This window comes from Homoserinibacter sp. YIM 151385, assembly GCF_027912415.1.
In the GTDB taxonomy this organism is placed as follows: Bacteria; Actinomycetota; Actinomycetes; order Actinomycetales; family Microbacteriaceae; genus Schumannella.
Genome location: NZ_CP115175.1, coordinates 2175152 through 2187753, shown reverse-complemented (window position 1 = coordinate 2187753; position 12602 = coordinate 2175152). Strand labels below are relative to the sequence as shown.

Sequence of the window (12602 nt, the reverse complement as noted above, 5' to 3'; positions counted from 1 at the left end):
GACATGCCCAAGGGAAGACCGGCCGCGTCACGCGGCCACGCGCGCAGCGCCGTCTCGGGACGCTTCGTGAAGCTCAGCTACGCGAAGCGCAACCCGAGAACGACGGTGGTCCACAAGAACAAGAGCTGAGCGGCTGAGACTTCGCGTGAACCAAGCGGGGCCGCCTTGGCGGGCGGTCCCGCTCCCAGCATAAACACCAACCCATCACCATCATGTTCGGAGCAGTAAGTGAAGACCGACCAGTACGTCGTCGCGCACCCCACGGTTGCCGGCAATCCCGAGCTGCGCGAGCCGCAGATCCTCGCCTATGAGGCGATCGAAAACCACGACTTTCAAGCTGCCGACGGCCGCGAGGTGTCGGTCGTCCTGCCAGTCGGGTGCGGCAAGTCCGGACTCCTCGCCCTTGCGCCCTTCGCCGTGAAGTCGAGGCGCACGCTACTGGTTGCGCCGAACCTGAAGATCGCCGACCAGCTGCTTGGCGACCTCACACCGAGCAACCCGAACTACTTCTACACGAAGCGGAAGGTTCTCGACCGCGAGGCGTTCCCTGAGCCCGCGGAGATTCGCGGGGCCTCGAGCAACGTCGGCGACCTTGAGGAAGCCGACATCGTCGTCACGAATATCCAGCAGTTGCAGCGCGAGAACAACAAGTGGCTCGCGAAGCTCCCCAGCGACTTCTTTGACCTGATCCTCTTCGACGAGGGCCACCACAACGTCGCCGAGAGCTGGGACGTGCTGCGACGCAAGTTCCCCGATGCGCGAATCCTGAACGTGAGCGCGACCCCGGCTCGAGCAGACGGGAAAGTGATGACCGGCGAGGTCATCTACAGCTACCCGATCTCCAAGGCCGTCGAGAAGGGGTACGTCAAGCGCATCAACGGATACCGACTGAACCCGACGACGCTGCACTACGTTCGCCACGAGGGAGACGCCGAGGTCGAGGTCTCTCTGGATGAGGTGCGCCGTCTCGGCGAGGAGGATGCCGGCTTCCGACGCAGCATCGTCAGCTCCGAGGCCACCCTCACCACGATCGCCGAAGCATCCATCCGCAAGCTTCAGGAGATGCGAGAGGCCACCGGACAGCCCCGCCTGAAGATCATCGCCTCCGCTCTCAACATGGAGCACTGCAAGCAGGTCGTCGCGAAGTACCGCGAACTGGGGATGCGTGCCGACTTCGTCCATAGCCAGCTCGCGGAGAAGGCGAACGAACGGATCCACGAGAAGCTCGACAACCACGAGCTCGACGTCATCGTGCAGGTGCGGAAGCTTGGCGAAGGCTTCGATCACCCGTACCTCAGCGTCGCCGCGGTGTTCAGCATCTTCAGCAACCTTGGCCCGTTCATGCAGTTCGTCGGCCGCATCATGCGTACCATCCCCGGCGTAGACCCCTTCGACACCGTCAACGACGGAGTGGTGGTCTTCCATGTTGGAGGCAACATCACCGGGGTCTGGACGGACTTCCAGCAGTTCGCCGAAGCGGACCAGGCGTTCTTCGCCAACCTGATCGACGAAGACCTCATCGAACCCACCCCGACCCGCGAACCCTGCCCCGGAGGCAACGGCGGAGGCGGCAGCCTCCCAGTGATCACCGCTCAAGACGATGTCCTGCTCGAGAGCCTCACCCTGCTCACCGCCGACCCCAAGGTCGCAGCGGCGCTCGCAGTCCTGAAAGATGCCGGTATCAGCACGGGTGAGCAGTTCGACCGCCTGCAGCGGATCACCCCCACCAAGCAGGCGTCCCGTAAGGCGAAGCGGGCGCTTCTCGACGAGCTCGTGAAGACCGCCGTCGGCAAACTCCTCGCCAAGCACAGCCTCAAGCACGCCGGCCGCGACTTCGATAGGACCCGTGAGAACTTCAAGGTCGTGAAGTCCGCGATCGACCTCCGGATCAGGAAGACGGTCCCCAGCGGCGCAACCACCCGCAGCGAGTACTCCGCCGCAGACCTGGACCATCTCATCAACGAACTGCCGAAGATCGTCGACAGCGTGGAAGAGGAGCTGCGTCATGGGTAGCCAACGATCTCTGCTCAAGTCGCTCACTGCCGGTGTCGCCGGCAAGAAGCACTACTGCAAAGGGAACAAGCGCCACGTCCTCCTCAAGGGCGACCGGATCTTGGTGATCAAGATCGAACGCGACAACTTTCACTACTGCCTCGACTGCGGGCTCAAGTTCATCGCCACCGCCCGGAAAGACCTCGCCGCGCTTGAGACCGACCTGCAGGCCACCTTATGACATTCGACCCCCACCCGACAGCCTGGACCTTCGCGCTCGACCAACGAGCCACGCACTCGTCAATCGTCGCGACCGGCAATGAGTCAGGCCCGATCTTCATGACCCCTGAGACGGTGTCAGTACACGCCCAAACCTTCGCGCGCACGACGAGCACCCCCGCCGATGTAGCCGCGCTCCTTCAACTGTCCGTCGACCTGCTCGGAACGAGCGTTATCCACTACGAGTTCGCGGCCCTCGCGATGGAGAAGAGTTTGCAGGCTGTCGAGGCCGCTCTTCGTTACCGTTTCACCGCGGGCAAGAACACCACATTCAGCCGACTAGTTGCACGCTTCGAACGAGAGACTGACCCTGAGCCCGATGTAGTGGAGACGCTGACGTTTGCCCGAGAGTTGAGGAACATGGCTGCGCACCCGATGACTGCCCCAGCCTTTCCGATCGTCGTTACCGTTTCCTCCGTTCGCCGCTCCCACGACCTCGTGGCTGAGATCTTTCCTGAGCTCTGAGGTGCCATGAACGTCGTCCTTTATCGCGTCGCGGACAGCGCCGAGCTGGATGCCTTCCACCGGCGCGCTCAGTCGTCGGAACGCATGACCGTCGCCCTGCGTCGGGATGAAGTTCCTGGTGCCGGCAGCGTGCGGCTATGCATCGTGCTCGCTGACTCGGATGCGATGGAGTACTCCGACTGGGGCGCCGCCCCGTCGCCTGGGGCTTACATCGTGGGTGCCGGCGTCATGCGACCCGCGGGTCGCGCCACTACCGTGCAGACACGGTATGCATTCGATCCGCTGATCATGTTCGACTTCTTGCTCGATGTCGATGAACTGCGAGCAGAGATCGATCTCACGACAGACCAGAAGCGCGTCTTCGAGGAGGGGCTCGACGGTCGACTCCTGTCGCCGAAAACCTCGCAGCGGGTTTGGGACGGACTTCTTCGAATCGCGGAGCCCACCCGCGCGAGGCTGAGGTTCTTGTCTGATTCCGTTCGTCCCTTCACGCCCCCAAGCGCTGCAGAAGGGCGCATCCTTCTCCAGGAACGCGACGCTGTGATGGTCGCCACGGAGATTTTCGGAGGCAGCACCAATCTTCGAGGGGGCCTGCGATACATGTCGCGGGAGACCTCCTCGGCCCCCTTTCTCGCCCGGCTTGCGGATGCTCATCAGCTTGAAGACCAAGTGATCGATAAGGACGCCCGGAACTTCCTGGACTGGGTTGGCCTCGAGACAGAGCACGCAGCGGCGATGACCTTTCATAGCGGGCAGCGGACGCTGACTGTGGTGAACGCAAACAAAGGTCCGATCGAAAAGGCAACCGGCGCCGATCTCATCTACTACAACCACTCGAACGAATCGTTCGTGCTCGTCCAGTACAAGATGATGGAGCACCGCGCCGCCGAGTGGGTCTACTACCCCGACCAACAATTCGAGCTCGAGCGCCAGCGGCTTGTCGCAGTGGAGTCGATCCATCAGCAGGCCGCATTCGACTCGTCGAACCACTTGAACTACCGGCTGGGCGCACCCGTCACCTACTTCAAGTTCTGCCGCCGAAATGCGGCATTCGACGTAAACGATCTCAAGCTGATGCCGGGCAGCTACGTGCCCACCGACTATGTTCAATCGCTCATGGCGTCCATGCACGGCGAAAGAGGCGCCGCCCGCATCGTAGAAGGACCACTCAAGGCGAGATCTCTGGGCAACACATCCTTCGCTGCGCTGGTCAGCACGGGACTTATCGGGACACGCGGAACGGCAACCGACGACCTTGTATCCGTCGTCCAAAGCGCTCTCGACGCTGGCCGTAGCATCGTCATCGGGGTAGAGACCGGGGCACCGGACTCATGATCACGTGAACGACTTGAACCCGGACAGGGCGGAACGGGCCGCTGCGGCGGTGTATCTGCGGATCTCGCAGGATCGCGCCGGGGTCCGTGGCGGGGTGCTGCGCCAGCAGGAGGACTGCCTGGCCTTGGCGGCGCGGTTGGGTTTCGATGATCCGCCGGTATTCATCGACAACGACGTCTCGGCATTCGACGGGGGCCGGCGCCCCGGCTATGACGCCCTCATCGCGCAGGTGGAGGGCGGTGTTACGCACATCGTGGTGTGGCATGTCGATCGCCTCTACCGGCAGCCGCGTGAGCTGGAGAGCCTCATCGATCTGGTCGAGCATCACCCGGTGCGGATCGAGTCGGTGCAAGGAGGCGGGTTCGATCTGAACACGAACGAGGGCCGGCTGATGGCCAGGCAGCTCGTCGCGATCGCCGCCTACGAGTCCGGACACAAGTCCGATCGGGTCAAACGCGCGAACCAGCGTCTCGCGGAGCAGGGCCGCTGGCATGGGCCGTCCCGCTACGGCTACGGGCCGGGCGGGGTGCTCATCCCGGAGCAGGCGGCGGTGATCCGGCAGATGGCCGACCGCTTCCTCGCCGGCGAGTCGATCCGGTCGATCACCGCCTGGCTGAACCGCTCACAGATCCCGCCGCTGCGCGCCGGGAGCGGCACGTCGGGGCTGTGGCACCCTTACACGGTGCGCAGCCTGCTGGCCTCCGCGCGCATCTCCGGGCAGCGCGCGTACTCCCCCGGCACCCGCGCGGATCCCGCCGGCGGGCGGGAAATCCTCGGTCCTGGTGATTGAGAGCCGATCATCACCCCGGAAGAGACGGCGCGGATTCGTGCGATCCTCGCCGACCCGGCCCGGCGCCGCACCACGACGGCGCGGCCGAGCCTGTTGGGCGGGATCGCACGGTGCGGCAAGTGCGGTGCAGGCCTGACCATCGCCGGCCACACATCCGCCCCCGGCGCGAACCCAACCCTCCGATACGTCTGCCAGAAGGACCCTTCTCATCCGGAACGGGGCGGTCTGAGCATCAGCGCCCCGTTGCTTGACGACGAGGTCACCAGGCGCATCCTCCACCGGCTCGGGCGGCCCCGGGCTGCCTCCGACACCTCGCCGATCAGTGTGCTGCTGGAACAGATCGTGGGGATCAACCAGCGGATCGCGTTGCTCGAGGAAGATCACGTCGCAAGGCGCATCACCTCAAGTGAACGCGTGGTCGGGCAACGCGCGGCAGAGGAAGCGCTGCAAGCGGCACACCACCAGCTCGCAGCCGCCGGCGCCGTCGCGCTGCGGACCGTGCCGGTCGGCGATCCTGCCGGCCTGGATTCCTGGTGGCGGCGTCTTGACGTAGCCGATCGACGTGAGGTGATCACAACGCTGATCCGCAAGCTCACCATCGCGCCTGGCCGCCCGGGTCGCGGCTTCGACCCTGCCCGGATCCGCATCACCTACACGTCCTGACCTCGCGCCGCCACGCACCCTCGCGTCCCACAGCGGAGTGGCGGCCAGGAGTGCGCTGCGGCACCGGAGCCTACCATCCAGCCCGAGACCGCCCTGATCTACCTGCGAATCTCTGCCACCAGCGAGCACGCGTCCATCCAGCAACAGCGCGAGGATTGCACCGCCCTCGCCGCCCGCCTCGGCTATACCCGCACGATCGAGTTCGTCGACGAAGCCGTCTCCGCCTACGGGGAGCGAGCCCGTCCCGGCTACCAGCAGCTCTTGCAACGGATCGGGGACGCGCAGGCGGTGACCGTGATCGTCTGGCATCTCGACCGGCTCTACTGGCGCCCGAACGAGCTCGAGCAGCTCCTGGACCTGCTCGACACCAGCCCGGTCCGGATCGAGGCCGTCCAGGGCGGCTCGTTCGACCTGAACCGGCACGAAGGGCGACTGTTCGCGCGGCAGCTCGTCGCGTTCGCGAACTACGAGTCCGCCCACCGAGGCGCTCGCGTCGCCCGTGCCCAGCAGCAGCGAGCCGGAAGCGGGCTGCTGCACGGCGGAAGCCACTCCGGCTACCGGAACGACGGCACGCTCGAGCCGCTCCAGTCCGGGATTGTGCGCCGAATCGTCGACGACTACCTCATCGGCCTCTCCCACACCGCGATCGCTCACGAGTTGGCCGGGGACGGCGTGCCGGCCCCGCGAGCGGACCGCTGGAATGCCACAACCATCGTCGCGATCCTCTCCAGCGACCGGCTCCATCACCGGCGCTTCCAGCGCCCGGCCGCGAAACCCATCGACGCGGCCTGGGAGCGGCTCATCTCCGACGAGGAGTCGGCGCTCGTCCAGCTGGGACTACTTCTCCCGCCGCGCGATGCCGGCCGCTTGTCGACCAGCCTGCTGGGCGGCATCCTGCGCTGCCGACGATGCGGTCGGCGGATGGTCGCTGGGGTGACCCGCTTCGGACGCCGGATCTACGGCTGTCGCACCGCGACCGCGAGATGTCCCGGCCCGTCCTTCGACGCCGACCTGCTGGACGCCCAGGTCGCCGCCGTCACGCTGGAGCAGTACACGATCGCGGCCGCGCCGTGCCTATCTTCTCCTCGCGATCTGCTTCCCGCCGTTCGTCTTGCGCACCAACGGCTCTCTGCTCTCGCTGCCGCCTTCGGCACCGGACATCTCGATCACTCCGCGTACCTCGCAGCGCGCGAGCCACTTGAGCGAGCGCTGCTCGATGGCGCGCTCGCGTTCACCGCGTACCGCCGGGCCCGAATCTTCGGCCTCGAGGCGATTGACTTCCATCATCGATGGGCGGCATCACTGCCGTTCCGGCGGGCGGTCATCTGTGGGTTCCTGCCGACCCAACCGCCTGGCGCTTGATGGTGCGGCCAGAGCTGAATTCCCTGGCCGCCATCGCCGCTCGTCAAAGTCAGTGGCATTGCCCGTGTCACAACTCCCGGCAAATCTTGCGTCTGCTATTCTTGTGGCGGAAGGAGAGCCATGGCCGGGATGCAGTCGATGGTTACCCTCCTCCGCGAGGCGCGGGGGTGGACGCAGACGGAGCTCGCTGAGCGGGCGACGATGAGCCAGGCCGTCATCTCGAAGGTGGAGACGGGAGCGATCGAGCTCGACCCCGAGCGCCTGCAGCGCCTGGCTGAGGCACTCGACTGCCGTCCCGAGTCGCTGGAGCACAACGCAGCCCTGCCTTCGATCGAGATCACCTGCCTGCACCGCCGTCGGGCCAGCACGATGAGCGTGAGCACGATGAAGCGCATCGAGGCCGTGACGCACCTGTCGCGGATCAGTGTCGAAGGGCTTCTCGATGGCATCGAGCTCGCGCCAGCGCGGACACTCGAGCGCATCGAAGTGCTACCGGGCCGTGGGCCCGCCGAAGTCGCCCGCGAGCTTCGGTATCGATGGAATGTGCCGTCGGGCCCCATCGCGAACCTGATCGGCCTCGTCGAGTCGGCGGGCGTGGTGGTGGTGTTCCGCTCGTTCGGCACCACGGGACAAGACGCGGTCAGCACCTGGCCGCAGGATTCGCAACGGCCCCCGATGATGCTCGTCAACGCCGATCTCTCCGCCGATCGGTTGCGGTTCACGGTGGCGCACGAGCTCGGCCACCTCGCTATGCACGCGCTTCCGGTCGATAGCCAGGAGGCCGAGGCGAACATATTCGCCGGTGAGTTCCTGGCTCCGGCCGGCGAGATCCGAGAGAAGCTGGAAGGGCTGACGACCAGTGACTTCCGGCGCTTGATGGCATTGAAGACCCAGTGGGGCATGTCGATGGCTGCGCTCATTCGGCGGGCCCACGATCTGGAGACGATCAGCGACCGGCAGTACCGCGAGTTTCAGGTCCGGCTCGGAAAGCTCGGCTGGCGCACCAGCGAGCCAGGGGATGTCGCCCGGGAGAACCCCTCGGTTGTCGACAAGATCATCGCGTTGCAGCGCAGCGAGCACGACTACTCCGACGACGATCTCGCTCGCCTCGCGGGCATGACGGAGGCCGCGTTCCGGCGGCACTACCTCGCAGCACCCGAATTTGCCGCCACCCGCCCCCCGCTCAGATTGGCCCTCGATGAGTAACCCGACTCTTCTTCGACGCCCGGTCCCCCCGTCGCTGCGCCCGGCGGCAGGGATCGGTGAGTCGTTCTTCGTGCACGCCCCCAACGCCCGCGTCCGGGCAGTCGCGCAGCTGTGTGCGGCCGAGACTGTCGGCGCGATCTACACCATGCCCGTCGGCAAGTCCCGCGACACCACACTCGAGAAGACCCTTGCCACGCACCGTGAGATCGCCGGGGAGTCCGCCACTGCGCTTGCCGACGCGAACCGGTACTACGGCACCAACCGCGTCTCGGCCAGCGCTCCCTTGAGCCTCGAGTGGCTGCAGCGGCAGTGGGACGCCGGGATCCCCTGGGCCATCACCGACAGCGGCTACGTCGACCGCAATGCCGACGACGACCTGACGGCGCTGTTCGCCGGTGGCGACGAGCTGGCTCGGAAGGCCACGGGCCGGTTCTTCCTCGCCATCCCGGCGGACAAACATTGGGTCACCACCCGCGCAGCAGACCTGCGGGCCGCCGTCGAAGCTCACGGCATCCCGGTGATCTACCTCTTCGGATCCACCGGTGACCCGCTGGCCTCCAAGAAGGCCGTGGATGGCCTGCTCTACCTTCTCGATTCCGCAGTGCCGTCCGCGATCATGCGCACCGACCAGGCCGCGATCGGCGCGCTGGCCGGCAATGCCGTGTTCGGAGCGATGGGGACCAACACCAGCCTCCGCCACATCTACCCGCCCAGGCCCGGCGGCGGGTTCCGGACCACTGGCTTCCCCTCCGCATTCCTGCCGCGGGGACTCAGCTTCCACCGCACGGATACGCTCAGCCGCGCAATCGCGCTCAGCCCCGACGAGCTGCACTGGCTCTGCTCCTGCGACCGGTGCGGCGGCATGCGGCTGGATTCGATACTCGACGAGACCCATGCCTTCACCCACAGCCTGCTCTCCCTGACCGAGGTCGCTCGACACGTCCTGTCCGGCGGCGACCGCGAAAAGAGCCTGGCGTCCTGGAGCTCCATGTGCAGGAGCGCGCAGTTCACCCACATCGACATCGAGACGACCACGGGGATGAAGTGGGACTACCCGGACTTCCTCGGCGCCTGGGGTGGCGTCACGCCGTAGAGGTCGGAAGAGAGTCCGTCTTCATCGCCCAGTCGAACAGCTGCTCCTCGTAGAAGCGTCGCCAGACGGGAGACATTGCCGATCCTCTGCGGATGCCGGCATCCCCGTCGACGAGAACCTGCAGCTCTTCTTCCAACGAGACCACCGCGGTCCCTTGAAGATCGAACTCCGCCAACGCCAGCGACGATGCCGCCGCCCAGCGCGGTGTCATCGCCACAGTCCGCCCCATCGACCGCAGCCCCGCTAGTTCTTCGCGCGCCTGCGACAGGGGCGCAACACCGATGAACCCCACCATGGAAAGAACGCTCGGGTAGTCCCTGCACCAGCCCGAGCGACTCAGCACCTCACCGACCGCGGCGGGATGCAGGAGCGGACTCAACCCGCGGTCGAGCCGCATCCACAGAGAATCCGACCGCCACTCCACGACCGGAAACACCAAAGCCCCGGCAAAGCGGGTGAGCGGCAGCGTCTCACCCGGCCCGACCACGTTCGAGACGACGCTCCGAGCGGCCTCGGCGAGATCGATCGATCGCCACCTTCGTGCGGCCGTCGACGTCCACGACGTCTTGCGAAGTTGATGAACCGTCGTCACGGGTCCACCCGCTCCGCTGACCGTGCCACCTCAAAAGTCTGGCGCGGCGACATCATCTCAAGCACCGTCCTGTCCTCTCGAGCACGTACGTAGACCGACCGATCTGAATCCAGGTTCAACACGGTCATCAGTGAGGTAGGTAGGACCAGCTGGCCGACGGATGAAACCGAGGCGCTGAAGCCCTGCCCGACGCCCATGGCGGTGATCAAGATCGTCTCGCGAGCGCCCTCGTCCGCCGACAACGCTACCTTCACGGGCGGCTCGAGCCCGACCGAGCGCAGAAGCGCACGCGGCAGACCGACGATCCTCCGCGAGCTCACCTGCCTCGGACCGGTAACCAGGGACATCCCACGATCGTCTCATCTATCTTAACTTTAAGACAATGTGAACTCGGACGATAGTGGCGTCATTTGTCACACGTGGTCTTGCCGGAGCCGGAGGCGCCCATGATCGCGAGGGACTCGCCGGCCGCGACGTCCAGGTTCACGCCCGCGAGCGCGGTCGTCATGCCGTAGCGCTTCGCGAGGCCGCGGGCCGCGAGCACGACGGGGCGGGGGCCGCCGGCGGCCGCGGCGGGCTGGACGGAGGTCTGGTGGTCGGTCATGCCCCCAGCTTCCGCCGGGCTGACGGGACGGGGCGTCGGCCGCGGGGGCGAACCGGGTCATCCGGGGGGATGACGCGGGCATCGAGACGGTCCGTGGAGCGGCTCAGACGAGCGGGCTCGGCGCTGACCGCCGGGCGGCGGCGTCTCAGCCGCGGGACGGCCCGGGCTCGCGGAAGGCGACCGCCGCCTCCCCGTGCCGGGCCAGCCGCGCCTCGAGGCCGGCGCGCAGCTCGGGCCACTCCTCGACGACGATCGAGAAGATCGCGGCGTCGCGCCAGCTGCCGTCGGCACGCAGCTGGTCGCGGCGGCGGATGCCCTCGAAGTGCGCGCCGAGACCCGCGATCGCGGCGCGGGAGCGGCTGTTGAGCGCGTCGGCCTGCAGCTTCACGCGGCCGAAGCCGTGCGCGAAGGCGTGGCCGAGGATGAGCAGTTTCGCCTCGGCGTTGACCTGGGTTCCCCAGACGCGCGGGTCGTAGGCGGTCCAGCCGAGGTGGGCGCGCTCGCGCCGGGTGTCGAAGTCGCTGAGGCTCGAGGTGCCGACGATCTCGCCGTCGTGCTCGCCGCCGTGGAGGCGCACGACGAAGGGGCGCCCGTGCTCGAGCGGAAGGTAGGCCGGCAGCCAGGAGCGGAAGGCGGCCTCGTCGGCGGGGAGGCCGGCGGGCCCGCCGCCCCAGCCGCCCGCGAAGACCTCGGGGCGCCCGAGCGCCGCCCAGAGGCCGGGCAGGTGCTCGGCGCGGTACGGCTCGAGCCGCACCCAGCGCCCCTCGAGCGCCTGCTCCTCGGGAACCCTCGCCGTCATCCCGTGCCCTCCTTCCGCCATAGACATGTCTACTGCACCGGGGAGGGCGGGATGCGGCTGTCCACGGGTCGGTTCGGGTGTCCGTACGGGAGCGGCGCGGAGCGCGGGCGGCGTGCCCGCTCAGTCGAGGAGGTCGTGCCGGACGACGATCGCGTCGCGACCCGGGCCGACGCCGATCGCCGACATGCGCGAGCCCGACATCTCCTCGAGCGCGAGCACGTAGCGCTGCGCCGCCGCGGGCAGGTCGCCGAACTCGCGGACGCCCGTGATGTCCTCGCTCCAGCCCTCGAGCTCCTCGTAGATCGGGGTCGCGTGGTGGAAGTCCGACTGCGAGACCGGGACCTCCTCGTGGCGCACGCCGTCGACGTCGTAGGCGACGCAGACGGGGATGCGCTCGAGGCCGGTGAGGACGTCGAGCTTCGTGAGCACGAAGTCGGTGACGCCGTTGATGCGCGCCGTGTAGCGGGCGATGGGGGCGTCGTACCAGCCGGTGCGGCGCGGGCGGCCGGTCGTGGTGCCGAACTCGAACCCGGCGGAGCGGAGGAACTCTCCCGAGTCGTCGAAGAGCTCGGTCGGGAAGGGCCCCGCGCCGACGCGCGTCGTGTACGCCTTGACGACCGCGATCACCCGGTCGAAGCGGTTGGGGGCGACGCCGGAGCCGGTGGAGGCGCCGCCGCTCGTCGCGTTCGAGGAGGTGACGAAGGGGTAGGTGCCGTGGTCCACGTCGAGCATGGTCGCCTGGCCGCCCTCGAAGAGCACGATCTTGCCGGCATCCAGCGCCCGGTTGAGCTCGAGCGAGGTGTCGGCGACCATGGGGCGCAGCCGGTCGACGTAGGAGAGCAGGTCGTCGACGATCTCCTCGGCCTGGATGGCGCGGCGGTTGTAGATCTTGACGAGCAGGTGGTTCTTGCTCTCGAGGGCGCCCTCGACCTTCTGGCGGAGGATGTTCTCGTCGAAGAGGTCCTGGATGCGGATGCCGACCCGGTTGATCTTGTCGGCGTAGGTGGGCCCGATCCCGCGGCCGGTGGTGCCGATCTGGCGCTTCCCGAGGAAGCGTTCGGTGACCTTGTCGAGGGTTCGGTGGTAGCCGGTGATGACGTGCGCGTTGGCGCTCACGAGCAGCCGGGAGGTGTCGATGCCCCGGGCGTTCAGCGCGGTCAGCTCGTCGAAGAGCACCTCGATGTCGACGACGACGCCGTTCGCGATGACGGGGGTGACGCCGGGGGTCAGGATGCCGGAGGGCAGCAGGTGCAGGGCGTACTTCTCGTCGCCGATGACGACGGTGTGCCCGGCGTTGTTGCCGCCGTTGAACTTGACGACGTAGTCGGTGCGGCTGCCGAGCAGGTCGGTCGCCTTGCCTTTGCCTTCGTCGCCCCACTGGGCGCCGATGAGGACGATCGCGGGCATGGCGTCTCCCTTTCA

General features: G+C 67.1%; 15 protein-coding genes and 1 pseudogene. 11 read left to right on the top strand and 5 right to left on the bottom strand.

Annotated features, from left to right (window positions below):
- The first annotated feature begins 3 nt into the window (after window positions 1-3).
- The 11 genes and pseudogenes from OF852_RS10625 (at window position 4) to OF852_RS10580 (ending at window position 9185) form a co-directional block, all read left to right on the top strand.
- Entirely contained in the window at window positions 4-129 is a 126-nt protein-coding gene (locus OF852_RS10625; RefSeq protein WP_271119131.1) for a hypothetical protein, read from the top strand.
- Window positions 130-228: 99 nt separating this feature from the next.
- Window positions 229-2013, top strand: coding sequence for a DEAD/DEAH box helicase (locus OF852_RS10620; protein WP_271119130.1), 1785 nt, complete (start codon window positions 229-231; stop codon window positions 2011-2013).
- A complete protein-coding gene (locus OF852_RS10615; RefSeq protein WP_271119129.1) occupies window positions 2006-2233 on the top strand; it encodes a hypothetical protein in 228 nt (75 codons plus the stop codon). The genes OF852_RS10620 and OF852_RS10615 overlap by 8 nt, the downstream gene beginning before the upstream one ends.
- Window positions 2230-2736, top strand: a complete 507-nt coding sequence (locus tag OF852_RS10610) for a hypothetical protein (protein WP_271119128.1) — start codon at window positions 2230-2232, stop codon at window positions 2734-2736. Before OF852_RS10615 ends, OF852_RS10610 begins: the two co-directional genes overlap by 4 nt.
- A gap of 6 nt (window positions 2737-2742) precedes the next feature.
- Window positions 2743-4071: a hypothetical protein gene (locus tag OF852_RS10605; RefSeq protein ID WP_271119127.1), complete on the top strand. Its 1329-nt coding sequence runs from the start codon at window positions 2743-2745 to the stop codon at window positions 4069-4071.
- Window positions 4072-4075: 4 nt separating this feature from the next.
- Window positions 4076-4861 carry a recombinase family protein gene (locus OF852_RS10600; RefSeq protein ID WP_271119126.1) on the top strand — a complete coding sequence of 262 codons (786 nt, stop codon included), beginning with the start codon at window positions 4076-4078 and terminating at the stop codon, window positions 4859-4861.
- Between the two features lie 93 nt (window positions 4862-4954).
- Window positions 4955-5074: pseudogene (locus tag OF852_RS14035) on the top strand (hypothetical protein); the annotation flags it as partial.
- A 30-nt stretch (window positions 5075-5104) separates the two neighbouring features.
- Window positions 5105-5524 carry a hypothetical protein gene (locus tag OF852_RS10595; RefSeq protein ID WP_271119125.1) on the top strand — a complete coding sequence of 140 codons (420 nt, stop codon included), beginning with the start codon at window positions 5105-5107 and terminating at the stop codon, window positions 5522-5524.
- Between the two features lie 75 nt (window positions 5525-5599).
- Window positions 5600-6886 (top strand): recombinase family protein, encoded by a 1287-nt coding sequence (locus OF852_RS10590; protein ID WP_333781474.1) that lies wholly within the window; start codon window positions 5600-5602, stop codon window positions 6884-6886.
- A gap of 120 nt (window positions 6887-7006) precedes the next feature.
- On the top strand, window positions 7007-8092 hold the full coding sequence (locus OF852_RS10585; protein ID WP_271119124.1) for a helix-turn-helix domain-containing protein: 1086 nt from the start codon (window positions 7007-7009) through the stop codon (window positions 8090-8092).
- Window positions 8093-8162: 70 nt separating this feature from the next.
- Window positions 8163-9185 (top strand): hypothetical protein, encoded by a 1023-nt coding sequence (locus OF852_RS10580; protein WP_271119123.1) that lies wholly within the window; start codon window positions 8163-8165, stop codon window positions 9183-9185.
- On the opposite strand, the gene OF852_RS10575 is transcribed toward OF852_RS10580, so the two are convergent.
- The 5 genes from OF852_RS10575 to OF852_RS10555 all read right to left on the bottom strand — a co-directional run bounded on the left by OF852_RS10575 (window position 9175) and on the right by OF852_RS10555 (window position 12587).
- The gene (locus OF852_RS10575) at window positions 9175-9777 is read right to left on the bottom strand and encodes a hypothetical protein (protein WP_271119122.1); all 603 of its coding nucleotides are present in this window, start codon (window positions 9775-9777) and stop codon (window positions 9175-9177) included. The genes OF852_RS10580 and OF852_RS10575 overlap by 11 nt on opposite strands.
- Complete coding sequence (locus OF852_RS10570; RefSeq protein ID WP_271119121.1) at window positions 9774-10124, bottom strand: hypothetical protein; 351 nt, start codon at window positions 10122-10124, stop codon at window positions 9774-9776. The genes OF852_RS10575 and OF852_RS10570 overlap by 4 nt, the downstream gene beginning before the upstream one ends.
- Window positions 10125-10183: 59 nt before the next feature.
- Complete coding sequence (locus OF852_RS14030; protein WP_442908623.1) at window positions 10184-10381, bottom strand: ATP-binding cassette domain-containing protein; 198 nt, start codon at window positions 10379-10381, stop codon at window positions 10184-10186.
- Between the two features lie 145 nt (window positions 10382-10526).
- Complete coding sequence (locus tag OF852_RS10560; RefSeq protein ID WP_271119120.1) at window positions 10527-11180, bottom strand: GNAT family N-acetyltransferase; 654 nt, start codon at window positions 11178-11180, stop codon at window positions 10527-10529.
- Between the two features lie 120 nt (window positions 11181-11300).
- Entirely contained in the window at window positions 11301-12587 is a 1287-nt protein-coding gene (locus OF852_RS10555) for an adenylosuccinate synthase (protein WP_271119119.1), read from the bottom strand.
- Window positions 12588-12602 lie beyond the last annotated feature (15 nt).

Excerpts from the sequence above, each read along its gene's own strand:
- OF852_RS10625 (WP_271119131.1), top strand. The coding sequence starts at position 4 with ATGCCCAAGGGAAGACCGGCCGCGTCACGCGGCCACGCGCGCAGCGCC.
- OF852_RS10615 (WP_271119129.1), top strand. The coding sequence starts at position 2,006 with ATGGGTAGCCAACGATCTCTGCTCAAGTCGCTCACTGCCGGTGTCGCC.
- OF852_RS10610 (WP_271119128.1), top strand. The coding sequence starts at position 2,230 with ATGACATTCGACCCCCACCCGACAGCCTGGACCTTCGCGCTCGACCAA.
- OF852_RS10605 (WP_271119127.1), top strand. The coding sequence starts at position 2,743 with ATGAACGTCGTCCTTTATCGCGTCGCGGACAGCGCCGAGCTGGATGCC.
- OF852_RS10585 (WP_271119124.1), top strand. The coding sequence starts at position 7,007 with ATGGCCGGGATGCAGTCGATGGTTACCCTCCTCCGCGAGGCGCGGGGG.
- OF852_RS10570 (WP_271119121.1), bottom strand. The coding sequence starts at position 10,124 with ATGTCCCTGGTTACCGGTCCGAGGCAGGTGAGCTCGCGGAGGATCGTC.
- OF852_RS14030 (WP_442908623.1), bottom strand. The coding sequence starts at position 10,381 with ATGACCGACCACCAGACCTCCGTCCAGCCCGCCGCGGCCGCCGGCGGC.
- OF852_RS10560 (WP_271119120.1), bottom strand. The coding sequence starts at position 11,180 with ATGACGGCGAGGGTTCCCGAGGAGCAGGCGCTCGAGGGGCGCTGGGTG.
- OF852_RS10555 (WP_271119119.1), bottom strand. The coding sequence starts at position 12,587 with ATGCCCGCGATCGTCCTCATCGGCGCCCAGTGGGGCGACGAAGGCAAA.